Source organism: symbiont of Argiope bruennichi, from assembly GCF_051094275.1.
Lineage (GTDB): Bacteria > Bacillota_I > Bacilli_A > Mycoplasmatales > SG1.
The window spans coordinates 131,270-148,189 of sequence record NZ_CP070274.1; the positions used below are offsets into that span (position 1 = coordinate 131,270).

Here is a 16,920-nt window from a genome sequence, read left to right on the forward strand (position 1 = left end):
TAAGATAAAATAATTTATACAACTTATATTATTTAACTTTTTTTAAGTTTTTACAAAATTTAAAGAATTTTTTAAGGAAAAAATGAAAAAAAATTTTATTGTCGCATCTGTTGATGGTAACGCTGTTGTTGCAGATATTGCTTATTATTTTTCTGAAGTTGCTTGTATTTTTCCAATAAGCCCTTCAACTCCAATGGCAGAGACAGTTGATGCCATGGCAAACGCCAACAAAACTAATTTTTTTGGTAACAAAGTAAATGTTTTTGAGTTTCAATCAGAGGGGGGTGCTGCTGGAGGTGTTCATGGCGCATTACAAGCCGGTTCATTTGCGACAACTTTTACAGCATCTCAAGGACTACTTTTGATGATTCCAAATATTTATAAGTGAAAAGGTGAATTATTACCAGCAGTAATCCATGTCGCTGCTAGAGCAATCGCTTCTAAGTCACTTTCAATTTTTGGGGATCACCAAGATATTTACGCAGTTCGTCAAACCGGGGTTATCCTTTTGTGTTCACACTCGGTACAAGATTGTGCTTTTATAACACCAATTGCTCATGCTATTGCGATTAGTGCTAGTGTTCCAGTAGTTCATTTTTTTGATGGTCTTAGAACATCCCATGAAATCAACAAAATTAATCTTTTATCAAAGGAAGAACTTTCAACCTTTATTGATTTAGAAAAAGTTGAAGAGTTCAGAAAAAGAAAATTATCTTCTGATAATCCAGTAACCAGGGGTTCTGCAGAAAACGATGACACTTATTTTCAAGGTTTAGAAGCACAAAATTTACATTTTAACAATGTTATTAAAGTTGCTAAAAAATATTTTAAACAAATTAATGATCTAACTGGAAAAAATTACGATACATTTACATATTACGGCCATAAAGATGCAAAACATGTAATTGTTGCTATGGGTTCAGTTACAGAAACAATTGAAGAAACAATTGACGATTTAAAAGGTCAAAAAATTGGTCTTGTTAAAGTTTATCTTTACCGACCATTTGACACGGAAACATTTATTAGTGTTTTACCAAAATCAGTTACTTCAATTGCCGTACTAAATCGAACAAAAGAACAAGGCGCTACTGGTGAACCATTATATTTAGATGTTGTTTGTGCCTTAAAAAATCACAAAAAAATTAAAATTGCTAACGGCAGATATGGACTGTCTTCAAAAGATACCAATCCAGCTCAAATTAAAGCTGTTTTTTCAATGTTGAAAAATAAAACAATTAAAGATGAATTTACAATTGGAATTAATGATGATCTTACCCATCTTTCATTAGACTATGATGATAGTTATGAAACAAAAGTTGAAAAAAAAGCTCAAAAAACAATTTTTTATGGAATTGGATCTGACGGTACTATTTCTGCAAATAAATCAACAATAAAAATTGTCTCTGAAATTTCAGACCTTTTCACTCAAGCATATTTTGCATATGACTCTAGAAAAGCTGGAGGACTAACTCGTAGCTTTTTAAGATTTTCAGATGTTCCAATAAAATCTACTTACTACATAAAAAACGCTGATATTTTGGTTTGTACCAAAGATAATTATCTATTTCAGTATCCACTAATTGAAAAATTAAATAAAAATGGTGTTTTTTTATTAAACACTTCTTTTAGTAAAGACGAAATTATTACGATTCTTCCAAATAGAGTAAAAAAACTTTTAGCCCAAAAAAAAATTAGTTTCTACATCATTGATGCCAATAAGATTGCCAATAAAATTGGAATTCCAGGAAGAATTTCTACAATTATGCAGTCTGCATACTTTAAGTTATTATCAAAAGTTGTCCCTTTTGAAAAAGCAATTGTTTTAATGAAAAAGTATTGCGAAAAAGCATATGGAAAAAAAGGTCGAGATATTGTTGAAATTAATTATCAAGCTATCGACCTTGGTTATAAAAAAATGACTAAAATTAAAGTTTTAGAAGAATGAAAAACTTTAGAATTTCAGCCAATTACTTCAAAAAAAACTAATGATTCATATGTTGATGATTTTGTGAGAAAAATTGATAACTTACAAGGTTACGAGCTACCAGTATCCAAATTTTTAGCTCACAAAGATTTTGCTACTTTAGATGGTACAATGCGAAATGATGTTACTTTTAAAATTGAAAGAAAAATTGCAGAAAATGTTCCAACTTGAATTCCAGAAAAGTGTATTCAGTGTAATAGATGTGCTGTTGTTTGTCCGCATGCTACAATTAGAGCCTTTTTGTTAGATGATTTAGAAATTAAAAACGCACCTAAAGAATTCAAAACTTTAGATGCAATTGGAGCTCCAAAGTATCAATTTCGAATTCAAGTTAATGCAGAAGATTGTGTTGGATGTGCTCTTTGTGCCACAGAATGTCCAGTTGGTGCCTTGAAAATGACCCCAATTAAGGAAAGAGTTAATAAAGATCGAGAATTAACTGAATACCTTTATAAAAAAACTGAAGTTAAAAAAGTTTTTTCAATAAATTCTTTTAAAGGCTTTGGATTTTTATATCCATATATCGAAAATCATGGAGCATGTGCTGGATGTGGTGAAGCACCATATTACAAAATGTTGACAATGCTTTTTGGAAAAGATATGATTATTGCTAATGGTACTGGATGTACTTCAATATATGGAGGTTCTTTTCCATATTCTCCATTTGCAACTGACAAAGACAATGAAGGTCCATCTTGAGCAAACTCACTCTTTGAAGATAATGCAGAATTTGGTTTTGGAATGCGCCTATCATTAGACGTTTATGAAACAAAATTGAGAAATTTAATCATGTCTTGTATTAATGATGAGAGCATTAACAAAGATTTCTGCGATGTTTTAAATGAGTTTTTAACAGTTGACAGAAATAATCGTGACCGTCAAAGAGAATTAAAAGCGATTATTTTAAAAGAAGCATACACATCAAAAAACTTAAAAATTAAAGAATTATACCAATACAAGGATTATTTAGTCCGTAAATCGCTTTGATTGGTTGGCGGGGACGGTTGATCTTATGATATTGGCTTCTCTGGATTAGATCATGTAATGGCATCTGGAAAAGATATCAATATTTTAGTATTAGATACGCAAGTTTATTCAAATACTGGAGGACAAGCCTCAAAATCTACAGATATTACGGCATCTGCTGGGCTTTCAATTGGTGGTAAAAAAACAAATCGAAAAGATCTAGCAAGAATGCTGATGACTTATAAAAATGTTTATGTTGGTCAAATTGCTATGGGTATGAATCCAAATCAAGCCATAAAAACTTTTATTGAAGCAGAAAATTTTGACGGACCTTCAATTATTATTGCATACTCACCTTGTATTGCTCATGGCATTAAGGGTGGTATGCGTATGCATCAAGAAATTGAAAGACTTGCCGTAAAATCTGGATATTGACCAATCTTTAGATACAACCCAGATTTATTAAAAGTTAATAAAAATCCCTTAATTTTAGACTATAAAAAACCTGATTTTTCACTACTTTACGACTTTTTAAACAAACAAAGAAGATTTTCAATTATTTCAGAAAAGAAACCAGAGCTTTTTTCAAATCTTTTTATAATGCTCAAAAAATATCATATTGACGCATGAAACGAATTAAATTATTTTGCTAATCGAGAATTTAATGAACAACTTTTTGACAATGCAACGGAAAAAAAATTGATTTTTGAAAAATTAAATGTTAAAGGTTAATAACTTATCCGTTTTTACCAATAATAATTCAAAAAAAATTATTAATAATCTTTCAATTAACTTCAATCCATCAGAAGTTCATGTCATCATTGGACCTAATGGTAATGGTAAATCAACTTTTTTAAAATCCTTAATTAACGATTCATCTTATCAAAAAGAAGGTGAGATAATTTTTGAAAATTTAAACATTACTAATCTTTCAACTGAAGAAATAACCAAAAAAGGCATTTTTTTATGTTGGCAAAACCCTCTTTTAATGCATGCTGTGAATTGTTTGGATTTTTTACAATTAATGATTGAAAGTATTAACGGTAAAAAAATTGAATTTTACGACTTATATCAAAAAATTACTACGGGCTGCAAAGAATTAAATTTTGATTTTAATTTATTAAAAAAAACTAATGAAAATTTTAGTGGTGGCGAGCGAAAAAAATTTGAAATTTTACAACTTTATTGCATTTCACCAAAAATTGCTTTAATTGATGAATTTGATTCTGGATTAGATATTGATGGTATTAAAAAAATCTCAAAATATCTCCAAAAAATTGCTAAAGATAAAAAAATTTGTGTTATCTTAGTTTCACATTATGAGTCAATTTATCGCTATTTAGATCCAGATTTTGTTCATGTAATGGTTAATGGAACCATTGTTGAATCTTCAAAAGACAAGGCATTAATTGAAAAAATAGCAACATATGGCTATGATTGGATTTATAAAAAACATAAAATTTTAAAAATTGAAGATGATGAAAGAGATAGCTTATTAATTTGTGCTAGCAACAAAAAATAATTTAGAAAAATACACCAAAGAATTTTTATTTAAAGATTCTATTTTTTATTTTTCTTCAAAAATTATTAAAAATCTCAACAAAGAGGCACTTTTTTTTAATTTTTTTCTTTCAGATTTTTATCACAAAATAATTTTTAAAAATTGCAGCGATTTAAAAATTTTTATTGTTTTTGAAGAAAAAATTTTTATTTCCAAAACTTTTGATTTTTTTTGTGAAAACTGCAAAAACATTCGCTTTTTTATTTTTTCAAAAAATAGCAATCATCAAAAAATCAACTTTAAATTTTTTTTAAAAAAAAAATCAGACATTTTGGTAAATTTTTTGTATTTATCAAAAAATACTGTCAATGACTTTTATTTTTTTGTCGACCATTTAGGAAACGAGACTAAAAGTAAGGTTAACATTATAAATTTCTGCTATAATAAAGATAGATTATCAGTAATTTGTATTTCTAGAGTAAAAAAGCGATTTATTAATTGCGATCTATTTCAAGATATGAAATCATTTAATTTGACTCAAGATAGTAATATTAAAAATTTGCCCATTTTAGATATTAATAACTTTGAAAATTATTCAAAACATGGTTGTATGATCGGGGATGTTTCTTTAGATTTATATCATTATTTTTTTTCTAAAGGAATTGATAAAAAAAGCGCTTCAAATTTAATTTTTAAAAGTATTGTTATTTCTTTTTTAAAAGAAATAAATGAAATTAACCTAGAAACAATTTTTTACAATAACTTTTACTTAAATGTCACCTAAAAATTATGAAATTTTAAAAGAAATTAAAGATTCTAAAAAAAAATTTGATTTTGTAAATAAAGAAAAAAATTTTTTTAGTTTAAATTTTGGTATTTCAGAAGAAAAAATTATTCAAATTTCAAAAATTAAACAAGAACCTGAGTGAATGCTAAATTTAAGAAAACAGTCTTTTAAAAAATTTTTGTCACAAGAAGAGCCATGATGGGCAACTTCAATTAAAAATAATGATTTTAAAAATTATAAATATTTTGTAAAAGCAACCGAAAAAGTTGTTGATAAATGAACAAAAGTTCCAAAATCAATTAAATCAACTTTTAATAAGTTAGGAATTTTAGAAGCTGAACAAAAATGACTTTCTGGTGTTTCAACCCAATATGAAAGTGAAGTTGTTTACCACAAATTACTAAAAGAGGTTGAAGATAAAGGGGTGATTTTTTTAGATACTGACACAGCCTTAAAAAAACATCCAGAATACTTTAAAGAATTTTTTGGTAAAGTGATTAATTTTCATGACAACAAATACGCTGCCTTAAATACTTCTGTTTGAAGTGGGGGATCTTTTATTTATGTTCCAAAAAACGTTAAACTGGATAAACCATTACAATCATATTTTCGTATGAATACAAGATCTTTTGGTCAATTTGAAAGAACTTTAATTATTGCTGATGAAAATTCATCAGTTCATTATATTGAAGGATGTACCGCACCTTTTTACACAAAAAATTCGTTACATTCTGCAGTTGTTGAAATTATTGTCAAAAAAAACGCTAAAGTAAAGTATACAACAATTCAAAATTGAAGCAAAAATGTTTTTAATCTTGTAACTAAAAGAGCATTAGTTGAAGAAGGTGGAAAAATGGAATGAATTGACGGTAATATTGGCTCGATGGTTACGATGAAATACCCCTCATGCATTCTAAAAGGTGATAATTCATTTGGAAGAACGATATCAATTGCTTTTGCAGATAGTAAAAAAATCACTCAAGATACTGGCTCTAAAATGATTCACTTAGGAAAAAATACTAAAAGTGAAATAATATCAAAAACCATTGCTATAAATGGAGGAACTTCAATTTATAGAGGAATGGTCTTTATTGATAAAAATGCCTTAAACTCTTATAGTAATGTGGTTTGCGACACGCTTTTATTGGATAATAAAAGTAAATCAAAAACTTTACCATGGAATCAAGTTTTAAATAATTCTTCTTATTTAGAACACGAAGCTTCAATTAGCAAAATAAAGGAAGAAGAAATTAATTATTTTAAAAGTCGCGGCATTCCTAGAGAAAAAGCGGTACAAATGATTGTTATGGGGTTCATTTCCAACTTTCAAGAAAGTTTGCCCATGGAATACGCTGTTGAATTAAATCAATTATTAAAAATTTTGATTACTTAAAGGATGAATTTTTTTGATACCATTGTTGCTCCAGCAACAAGTATAAACCCATCAGCTCTAGCAATTATTAGAATATCTGGCAATGATTGCTATGATATTTTTGAAAAACTTGCCAAAAAAAAAGTTTCAAAGAAACAAAACTATTATCAATTTTTTCCCCTATACGATGAAAACAATCAAATAATTGATGAAACGGTGGTACTTTTTTATCAAAAACCGAAGTCCTTTACCGGAGAAGATTTAATTGAAATTATTTGTCATGGAGGCTACTTTATTGTTGAAAAACTTTTACAAACAATTTGTCTTTATGGCGCCAGAATGGCTCAAAATGGTGAATTTTCAAAAAGAGCTGTCATTAATCAAAAAATAGATTTAATTAAAGCTGAAGCAATTAATGCTGTTATTCACGCCAAAAGCTCCTATGAATATCAAAATTCGCTTCAGTTTTTTAATCCAAAAAGTGAATCTAAACTAAACGAACTAAAAAATTGATTACTGGAAGTAATTTCTAGAATTGAAGTTATGATTGATTTTCCTGAATATAACGAGTTTCAAGAAGTTTTTTTTGAAGAAGTCAGCAATCTTTTAGAAAAAATTCAAAAAATCGTCAAAAAAATTATTTTTTTTTCCAAAAAAACTCAAAAAATCTACCAAGGAATTAATGTTGTAATTTTTGGTGAACCAAATGTCGGAAAATCACTTCTTTTAAATCGGGTTGCCAAGGAAGATAAGGCGATTGTCTCAAATATTTCTGGAACTACAAGGGACTTTATTGACTATTCTTTTTATTTAGATCAATTTTTAATAAATTTAATTGATACGGCAGGAATTAGAAAAACTGATGAAAAAATTGAACAGCTTGGAACCAAAAAAGCAAAAAAAAAATTAAAAGAGGCAGATATTATTATTTTTTTAACCGATGTTTTTAAATATAAAAACAATTTCACCTTAAAAAATCTTAAAAAATTAGAAAATCTTAAAAAACCTTTTTTAATTGTGATTAATAAAATTGACAGAAAAAAAAATTTTGATAAATTTTTAAAAGAAACTGACAAAATAATTAAGTCTAAAAAAATTTTTATTTCTGCCAAAAAAAATAATATTGAAAATTTATTAATAGAATTAAAATTAATTATCAAAAACAAGTATTTAGTTGATCAAAAAGAAATTTCAATGGTTTATCCCTCAGTCAATCAAATCTCAATGTTTAAAAAAATTAACTTAGAAATAATTCACATTTTAAACGATCCTTTTTGCCTTCAAAATATTGATTTATTGTCAGTTAGCTTATTAAATCTTTATAAAATGATTTTAAAACTTAAAGGAGAGGAATTCGACGATCATTTAAATGAAAGTATTTTTAAAAAATTTTGCGTTGGGAAGTAATTTATGGAAAGCTATTTAGGTATTTTTGATAGTCACGTTCATCTAAATGATGAAAAGTATACAAACGCTGGGATAACGGTTAAAAGTTATATTGAGGAGAATGTTTCTGCTGGGGTTTTTTATTTCTTAAATGTTTGTTGTCATTTATCAGAGGCTGAGAAACTAATTGACTCAACCCTAAAATACGATCATTTATATTGTAGTGTTGGGATTCATCCTTTATATGTAGAACAGAAATTTACAGATGAGGCAAGAAACAGGATTAAAAGTTTTCTTTCAAACGAAAAAGTTGTCGCAATTGGTGAAACAGGGCTTGATTACTACTATAAAAAGGATGAAAAAACGAAAAAAGTTCAAATAGATTCCTTTGTAAATCACATTAAACTTGCACAAGAGTTTCAAAAACCATTAATTATTCATTGCAGAGAAGCATTTAGAGAAGTTTATCAGACTTTAGCTAAATTTGATGGCTCAATAACCGGTGTTATTCACTGTTTTACGGGAAATTTAGAATATGCTAAAAAATTTGTTGGCCTAGGTTTTTATATTTCATTTGCCGGACAAATTACTTTTAAAAACACCAAAGATCTTCAAGATGTTGTCAAACAAATTCCCCTAGAAAAAATTTTAATTGAAACTGATGGGCCATATCTTTCCCCTCACCCTTATAGAGGACTTTTAAATAAGTCAAAATATTTAAAAGAAACAATTAAAAAAATTGCAGAACTAAAACAAATTCCCTCTCAAGAAGTGATTAAAATTACTACATTAAATGCCAAAAAATTATTTAAAATCTAAAAATAATTTTTTTAATAAAAACTATTTAAAAAAATTATTTTTAGAGAACAATTTTGTTCCAAATAAAAATGAGGGGCAAAATTTTCTTTTAAATAATAATTTTTTATTGTCCTATTTAGAAAAAAATCCTTTGGATAAGTCTGGATTTTGCTTTGAGTTGGGGAGTGGCTTTTTGGCTTTTTCTTTATATCTTGCCAAATATTTTAAAAATTTTGTAGCAATTGAGAAAAATAAAAAAATTTTTCTATTAACAGAAAAACTTCTACCAGGAAAAATTTTTAATTACGACTTTTTTTCTAAAGAGTGTGAAGAATTAATTGATCATAATTATTTACCAACAAATAATTATTTTTTTTCAAATTTGCCTTATAAGCTTGGAAATAAAATTATTATTTCTCTTTCCAAATCAACGATTCTTTTCGACAAATACATTTTTTTATTACAAAAAGAAGTTTTTGATAAAATGAACGCAAAAATAAATGAAAAAAAATACAGTTATTACTCTGTGTATGCAAATTTTATTTTTTTTAAAATAAAAAAAATATCATTAATTTCAAAAAATAATTTTTTTCCAAAGCCAAAAGTTGACTCTATTTTTGCAGAATTTTCGATAAGAACCAACTTTTTTTTGGTTAATCGAACAAAATTTTTATTTTTTTTAAAAAAATTATTTTTAAATCGAAGAAAAAAACTTTTATACAATTTAATAAATAATTTAGATTGAATCACAGAAAATGCCATTTTTATGTTAGAATTATTTAAAATTAATCAAAATTCAAGAGCACAAGAATTAACTTTGTTTCAAATTTGATCCTTGTTTACTTGTTATTACTATTTTTTAGAACACTAAAGGAACTTTATGAATCGCACCGCAATTGTATATGTTAACAAAATTTCCAATCAAACCTCTTTAAACCCTTATTTTTTACCAATTATTGAAAAAAAATCAATTGATATTTTTATCGAAAATTTAATGAGAAATGATTTTAAAAAAATTTGATTATTGGATAAAGATGAAGTTTTACAAAACTATAATTTTCCAGACACTTTTATTCGAGTAAAATCGGTCAAGGATATTCAATTAGTAGATGATTATGTTTTCTTATTTGAAGCTAATAATTTGGGTATCACAGAGGAATTGGTTAAAAACGCTGAAACTGAAATTGAAAATACCACAAAAAATTGCTTATTATTTTTATCACAAGTGCAACAAAATGATGGATATGCCAGAATTATCCGTGATTCTAAAAGAAAAATTATTTCATTTTCTACAGAAAATGTCAACCAACCTTATTCAAATCAACCATTTGAAATTTTCACTCATACTTTATTTTTAAACAAAGAAGTAGCAGCAGAAGTAATTGATAAATCAATTTTACAAACAGCAAAAAATTTAGTTGAATACAATATTGATTTTAAAGAATTTTATATTCCCGGCCAATTGGCATTACATATTTTACATCCAGGGCAAGTACCAAAAATTTTTCAAAGTTTTCAATCATTTAAAATTTTGGAATTTTTAAGAAAGGGTGTAATTTTTTTCAATCCATTATTAGTCGTAATTGATAGAGATGTTGTTATCGAAGAAGGTGCTATTATCTATCCTTTTGTAACTTTATTGGGCAAAACTGTAATTAAAAAAAATGCCAAAATTGAAAGCAATTGTGTTTTAAAAAATGTTGAAGTTGGCGAAGAAGAAGTTGTTAAATTTAATACTGTAAAAATTAATGAATAAATATGAACAATAATGATTTTGTGGTCTTTGGCCTTTCTGATGGAAAACATTTAGCTAAAAGTGTTTGTGATGTTTTAAATTTTCCCTTAGGAAAATCAAAAACAATAAAGTTTGCAGATGGTGAAATTTTAACAGAAATTGGCGAGTCAGTAAGAAACAAAGATGTCTTTGTTTTTCAGTCTTTTTCTTCACCAGCAAATGATAATATCATGGAGTTTTTAATTTTTGTTGATAGTTTGCGAAGAGCAAGCGCTAAAAATATTTACGCTGTAATTCCATATTATGGATATGCACGTCAAGATCGAAAAGCTCACGGAAGACAGCCAATAACTGCCAGATTAATTGCTGATTTACTTGAAAGAGTTGGGGTTAAAAGGGTAACAACTTTTGATCTTCATTCATCTCAAATTCAGGGCTTTTTTGATATTGCAGTTGATGATTTAAGAGCTGGTCCGATTATTTTGTCATATATTGTAAAAAAATATCAAAACGAGATTAAAAATAAAGAGTTAACAGTTGTTTCACCAGATCAAGGCGGCGTTAAAAGGGCGAGATTGATCGCTAGCGAATTAAATGTGAATTTATCAATCATTGACAAAAGAAGAAATGTTGTCAATGATATGGAAGTTATGAATATTTTGGGGAATGTTGAAAATAAAGTTTGTTTAATGATTGATGATATGATAGATACTGGGAACACCATTATAAAAGGTGCAAAGGCCTTAAAAAACTGTGGTGCTAAGTCGGTAATTATTTGTTGTACTCACCCAGTATTTTCTAAAGATTGCATTATAAACTTGCAAAATTCTATTGCTGATGAAGTAATTACGACAGATACAATTTTTTTACCAGAAAATAAACATTTTGAAAAATTAAAAATTGTTTCAGTAAAAAATTTTTTGGCAGAACTTTTAGAAACTGTGTCAAAAAATGGTTCTATTAGTGATATTTACAAAAAATATAGCATTATAAATTCTTAATTTGATAAAAATAATTGTTGGAATTGGAAATATTGGACCAAAATATGAAAACACAATTCATAATTTTGGTTTTATTGCCATTGATTATTTACTAGAAGCATTTAATTTAAACTTAAACCATAAAAAGCAAATGTTTAATGGTTTAATTTGAGAATTTTTTCATAATGATCAAAAAATTATTTTTGCAAAACCACTAACTTATGTAAATAACACAATTTTTTTTCTGTTATCAGTAATTAATTTTTATAAAATTCATATTGAAAATATTTTAATAATTTATGACGATATTACTCTCAAAAAATGAAAAGTTTTTGTCAAAGATAATGGTTCTGGAAATTATCATTTAGGAATGGAAAATATTATTACTGGGCTAAAAACGAAAAAAATTAAAAGAATTAAAATTGGTGCGCTAAATATTTTTACCGATCAAAGAAAAATTTGTGATAAAGTTCTTTCAAAATGTTCCGTAGACGAAATAAAAAATAATTTCCCCTTTTTAGAAATTAAAAACATTGTAGATCATTTTATAAATAATGAATTTGACCTTGCAAAGCAAAAATATCGCTAATCTTGATTATTATTTTAATAAGTATTTTCAAAAATTTTTAAAAGAAGATGTTTATTTAGTTGCTGTAAGTACTGGTCCTGATAGCACCTTTTTGTTACATTTTTTAATAAAAAATAATTTTAAAAATTTAATTGTTTGCTATGTAAATTACAATACAAGAAAAAATTGTCAAAAAGAGGAACGTCACTTAAAAACTTTTTGCGAAAAAAACAGGTTAACCCTAAAAATTCTTTCATACAATAAAAAAATTACTTCCAATTTTCAAGAAACTGCAAGAAACATTCGCTATTATTATTTTTTTAAAATTTTAAAAAGTTTTCAAGCAAAGGGCATTTTTTTAGGGCATCAAAAAGATGATTTATCTGAAAATATTGCAATGAAAACGAAAAAAGATTGCCACTTTATTCTAAAAAAAATAACAAACTTTTACCAGTTTAAAATTTTCAGACCCCTTTTAGAAATTGAAAAAAATGCAATCACTAATTTTTTGAATCATAAAAAAATTAAATATTTTGTTGACGAATCAAACAATCTACCAATATACAAAAGAAATCAAATTAGAAAAAAACTACCCCAAATTTCTAAAAAAAATTTTGAAATAGAAAATAATGACAATCCTTTTGCTGATAAAAAGTTTCTTGAAAAACAAGAATTAGAAGAAATTTACCAACAAGAAGCCTTTTATTCAATAAAAAATTTTATCTATCAAAACAGCAAAGCCTTTTTATGAAAAAAAATAACCACAAATAAGTGTAAAAATTTTACAGAACAAGCAATAAAATCAAAATTAAGAGATTTTTATTTTATAATAGAAAATAAACATTACTTAGTTATTAAGAATAAAAAAATTTATTTTTTAAATTGATTCTTCCATAACTAATTAAAAAAGGTATAAATGAAAAACACCACCCATCTTTTTATAAAAAATCAAGAAATTGAAGAAATTATTTCAAATCTTGCCAACGAAATTAATCTTTTTTTAAAAAACTACCAAAACGAAACAATTGTTTTTGTAGGAGTATTGAAAGGATGCATCTTTTTTTTCACAGATTTATTAAAAAAAATTGATCACCCAGATGTTGTTTGCGACTTCTTATACTTAACAACATATTCTGGAAGAAAAAAAATAAGTAACCATGAATTTAATTTGCTTTGTGATCTAAAATACAATGTAAAAGATAAAATGGTTATTTTTGTTGATGATGTTGTAGATACTGGATGATGTTTAAAGTTAGTTACTGATTACATAATTAAAACAAAACAGCCAAAAGATGTAAAAATTGTTTCATTATTAAGAAAAAATCTTGACAATAATACTTTCTTAAAAATTGATTTTTTAGGGAAAACAATTGAAAATAAATTTATTTTTGGCTATGGGTTAGACTTGGATGAAAAATACCGCAACTTACCAGACATTTATTACGTTGATTAACGAAAAATATTATTTTTTTATCCCTTTTCATTTTTTTCTTTTTTTACTTAAAATATTTGTATAATGTTAAATTTTTATAATCGCAAAAGTAATCAAAATTTTTTTACAGAAAAAAATTTTATTTCTTCAAATGACGATTCAAATTCTAAACAACCACCAGTAAATCAAAAAAAAAATTGGTTAATGATTGCCCTTACCGTTGGGTTGGTTTTATTGATTCTTGCTTTTTTTCTTGGATATTTTAGCAACAACACCAAAGTATTTACTGCAGATGAATTAGAAGATTTTATAAACAAAAACAAACATAATATTAATTTTGGCGCATCAAGTGCTAGTTCATATGTTGATAAAGGTTTATTTTATATAAATATTATTTTAAAAGTTAATGGTCAAAATACACATATTTTAGTATTTTCTATTATAACTGACAATGACACCTTTTATGATGTATCAGAATTTCTTTCAAAAAATAATATTACAATTACTCCAAAATCAACAACTTTTTTTGATGCTATTTTAAATTTTTTACCTTCTCTTATCGTAACTCTTATTATTTGCTTTGCACTTTATTACTTACTAAAAATATCAATGAAGGGTAAAGGAATTGACTTTGGTTATTCAAAATCTAGAGCAATAATTAGCAGTTCTACCATAAAATATCGAGATATTGCTGGATACGATGAAGAAAAAACCGAACTAATTGAATTTATCGATATCTTAAAAAATCCCAAAAAATATCAAGAAATGGGTGTTAACACGCCAAAAGGAATACTTTTGGTAGGTCCTCCAGGAACTGGCAAAACAATGTTGGCAAAAGCTGTTGCTGGCGAGGCTACCGTTCCTATGTATACAATTAGTGGTAGTAACTTTGTTGAATTATTTGTTGGTGTTGGGGCCGCTAGAGTTCGGGACTTATTTAAAGTTGCCAAGAAAAGTGCCCCATGTGTAATTTTTATCGATGAAATTGATGCAATTGGTAAAAGTAGAGGCGCTAACATGATGGGTGGAAATGATGAAAGAGAACAAGCACTAAATCAATTACTAATTGAAATTGACGGTTTCTCTCCAAACAATGGAATAATTGTTATTGGTGCGACAAATAGAGCCGATGTATTGGATCCAGCTCTTACAAGACCTGGAAGGTTTAATAGAAAAATTACGGTTCATTTACCAAACTTTAATGAAAGAATTGCTATTTTAAAAATTTATGCTGAAAATAAAAATGTTGATCCTTTAGTAAACTTCGAAGACATCGCTAGAATTACTTCTGGATTCTCTGGGGCTCAATTGGCAGAAATCATGAATGATGCCGGACTTTTAACTGCTAGAGCATCTAAATTAACGATTACTGAAGATGAAATTTACGAAGCAATTGACAGAGTAATCGGTGGAATTCGAAAAAGAAGTCGAAAATATGATGATTTGGACAAAAAAATTGTTTCATATCATGAAACTGGTCATGCACTTACAGGATTAGTTTTAAAAACTGACGAAATTATTCAAAAGATCACCATCATCCCTAGAAATTTAATTGGTGGATATACATTAATTGCTCCAGCAAAAGAACTTTTTTGATATACAAAACAAAAGTTAAACGATAAAATTGCTATTTTGTTATCTGGAAGAATTGCTGAAGAAATTGAATTTGGCAGTGAAAATATCACAAATGGTGCGAAAGATGATATTGAAAAAGCTACAAAAATTGCAAGAGAAATGGTTACAGCGCTTGGAATGAGTAAGCTTGGACCAATTCAATTTGAAGAGGAAAATAACAGTCCTTACGCTATTTATCAAGGACAAACAGTTCAAAGAAACTATTCTTCAGAAACTTTTTTAAAGATCGAAAATGAAATAAAGTATATAATTGAGAGCAATTACAATAGAGCAAAAAAAATTCTTTTAGAAAACAAAGAATTACTTGATTTAATTGCAAATGAGTTATATAAAAAAGAAACACTTTTATATGAAGAAATTACGTTTCTTTTTAACGAAAAGAAACCATTACCAGAAAAAGAAAAAGTTTCTGTAGAGAACTTAATGCCAGTTGTTGAAAAAGTTATTTCTGTAACGAATGAAAATGAAGAAAAAATAGCGAAAAAAACTGAAGTTAAAAAAAATTTTTCTTTTAAAAGTCTTCCAAAAAATTTTGAAGACTTAAATAAAGATAAAAATGGTAAAATAAAAGATAAAAATAATAAAAAATTATTAAAAGAAAAAAAAAGCTTATCAAAAGACGATAAAAAAGAAAATGAATAAAAAAGATAATATTGGTCAAGATTCTAAATTAAAAAAAGACAAAAATTCAAAAAGCATTTGATTTTGAAAAAATAAAAAATCAGAGTCTATTCCTATTTTGGTTAATGAAAAAGATAAAAAACTTTCACCTTTAGAGCAAGAAAAACTTTTAAAAAAACAGCAAATAGATGCCGAATTACTAAAACTTAAAGAAATAAAACGTGAAAAAAGCGAAATAAGAAAAAAACTTTACGAAAAAAACAAAAAAATTCGTGAAGAGGGCAAAGTTGCTTTAAAAAAACTAAAAGAAACAAATAAAAAATTAAAATCTTTAAGATCTAAACATTCTAAAGAAGTTATTAAAGGAAAAATTGTTTATTATGATAAGGAATTTCCTTTATCATTAAATAAATATTGTATTGAATTAAACAATGTTGGAAAATCTTATTACATGGGTTATGTTTGTAATAAAATTTTAGACAACTTTTCTTTAAAAATTGAAAAAAATAAAATTATTTCAATTTTAGGACCCTCTGGTAGTGGGAAAACAACACTATTAAATATTATGAGTGGATTAGACACTGCAGATTCGGGAGATGTTTTTGTTGATGGGTACAATCTAACCTTGTTAAAAGATAACGATCTTACTAAATTTAGAAGAAGAAAAATTGGTTTTGTGTTTCAACAATATAATCTTTTACCTCACCTTACCGCAAAAGAAAACGCTGAAGTTGGAGAAAATTTGGCTGATAAAAAATCAAAAATTTATTCATTGACAGAAATTTTTAAAACTATTGATATGCTAGAACACATTGACAAATACCCATATCAGCTATCTGGGGGGCAACAACAAAGAGTTAGTATTGCAAGAGCTCTTGCAAAAAACCCAGTAATTTTATTTTGTGATGAACCAACTGGTGCTCTTGACGAGAAAACTGGAAGAAAAGTTTTGGAAGTTTTAATAAGTATTAATCAAAAACTTAAAACAACTATTATTATTGTTACTCATAACCCAAATATTGCAGAACTTTCAGATTATGTTATTAAGGTCGGCAATGGAAAAATTGTTGATCAATATGAAAATTTAAATAAAAAATCTCCTCAAGATATTTCTTGAAGTTAATTTTTTAAAAATTCCTAAGGTTTTACTTTTTT

Annotated in this window: 14 protein-coding genes; all 14 read left to right on the forward strand. The window is 26.6% G+C overall.

The features are described 5' to 3' along the window. The first annotated feature begins 82 nt into the window (after positions 1-82). The 14 genes from nifJ to JTY60_RS00720 all read left to right on the forward strand — a co-directional run bounded on the left by nifJ (position 83) and on the right by JTY60_RS00720 (position 16,888). Complete coding sequence (gene nifJ / locus JTY60_RS00655; RefSeq protein WP_434414726.1) at positions 83-3,682, forward strand: pyruvate:ferredoxin (flavodoxin) oxidoreductase; 3,600 nt, start codon at positions 83-85, stop codon at positions 3,680-3,682. Beyond that, on the forward strand, positions 3,669-4,472 hold the full coding sequence (gene sufC / locus JTY60_RS00660) for a Fe-S cluster assembly ATPase SufC (RefSeq protein WP_434414727.1): 804 nt from the start codon (positions 3,669-3,671) through the stop codon (positions 4,470-4,472). Before nifJ ends, sufC begins: the two co-directional genes overlap by 14 nt. Further along, complete coding sequence (locus JTY60_RS00665; protein ID WP_434414728.1) at positions 4,453-5,235, forward strand: SufD family Fe-S cluster assembly protein; 783 nt, start codon at positions 4,453-4,455, stop codon at positions 5,233-5,235. Before sufC ends, JTY60_RS00665 begins: the two co-directional genes overlap by 20 nt. Continuing rightward, positions 5,225-6,631, forward strand: coding sequence for a Fe-S cluster assembly protein SufB (gene sufB / locus JTY60_RS00670; RefSeq protein ID WP_434414729.1), 1,407 nt, complete (start codon positions 5,225-5,227; stop codon positions 6,629-6,631). Before JTY60_RS00665 ends, sufB begins: the two co-directional genes overlap by 11 nt. Before the next feature lie 3 nt (positions 6,632-6,634). After that, positions 6,635-8,017 (forward strand): tRNA uridine-5-carboxymethylaminomethyl(34) synthesis GTPase MnmE, encoded by a 1,383-nt coding sequence (gene mnmE, locus JTY60_RS00675; RefSeq protein ID WP_434414730.1) that lies wholly within the window; start codon positions 6,635-6,637, stop codon positions 8,015-8,017. Positions 8,018-8,020: 3 nt separating this feature from the next. Beyond that, entirely contained in the window at positions 8,021-8,815 is a 795-nt protein-coding gene (locus tag JTY60_RS00680) for a TatD family hydrolase (protein WP_434414731.1), read from the forward strand. Continuing rightward, positions 8,790-9,665 (forward strand): rRNA adenine N-6-methyltransferase family protein, encoded by an 876-nt coding sequence (locus tag JTY60_RS00685; RefSeq protein WP_434414732.1) that lies wholly within the window; start codon positions 8,790-8,792, stop codon positions 9,663-9,665. Before JTY60_RS00680 ends, JTY60_RS00685 begins: the two co-directional genes overlap by 26 nt. 9 nt (positions 9,666-9,674) lie before the next feature. Next, a complete protein-coding gene (locus JTY60_RS00690) occupies positions 9,675-10,550 on the forward strand; it encodes a hypothetical protein (RefSeq protein ID WP_434414733.1) in 876 nt (291 codons plus the stop codon). 2 nt (positions 10,551-10,552) lie between these two features. Then, positions 10,553-11,530 carry a ribose-phosphate diphosphokinase gene (locus JTY60_RS00695; RefSeq protein WP_434414734.1) on the forward strand — a complete coding sequence of 326 codons (978 nt, stop codon included), beginning with the start codon at positions 10,553-10,555 and terminating at the stop codon, positions 11,528-11,530. A 1-nt stretch (position 11,531) separates the two neighbouring features. Beyond that, on the forward strand, positions 11,532-12,098 hold the full coding sequence (pth, locus tag JTY60_RS00700; RefSeq protein WP_434414735.1) for an aminoacyl-tRNA hydrolase: 567 nt from the start codon (positions 11,532-11,534) through the stop codon (positions 12,096-12,098). Then, positions 12,064-12,978: a tRNA lysidine(34) synthetase TilS gene (gene tilS, locus JTY60_RS00705; protein ID WP_434414736.1), complete on the forward strand. Its 915-nt coding sequence runs from the start codon at positions 12,064-12,066 to the stop codon at positions 12,976-12,978. The genes pth and tilS overlap by 35 nt, the downstream gene beginning before the upstream one ends. A 15-nt stretch (positions 12,979-12,993) precedes the next feature. Beyond that, on the forward strand, positions 12,994-13,530 hold the full coding sequence (locus JTY60_RS00710; protein WP_434414737.1) for a phosphoribosyltransferase: 537 nt from the start codon (positions 12,994-12,996) through the stop codon (positions 13,528-13,530). Between the two features lie 63 nt (positions 13,531-13,593). Next, positions 13,594-15,786, forward strand: a complete 2,193-nt coding sequence (gene ftsH / locus JTY60_RS00715; RefSeq protein ID WP_434414738.1) for an ATP-dependent zinc metalloprotease FtsH — start codon at positions 13,594-13,596, stop codon at positions 15,784-15,786. Beyond that, entirely contained in the window at positions 15,779-16,888 is a 1,110-nt protein-coding gene (locus JTY60_RS00720; RefSeq protein WP_434414739.1) for an ATP-binding cassette domain-containing protein, read from the forward strand. Before ftsH ends, JTY60_RS00720 begins: the two co-directional genes overlap by 8 nt. Positions 16,889-16,920: the final 32 nt, after the last annotated feature.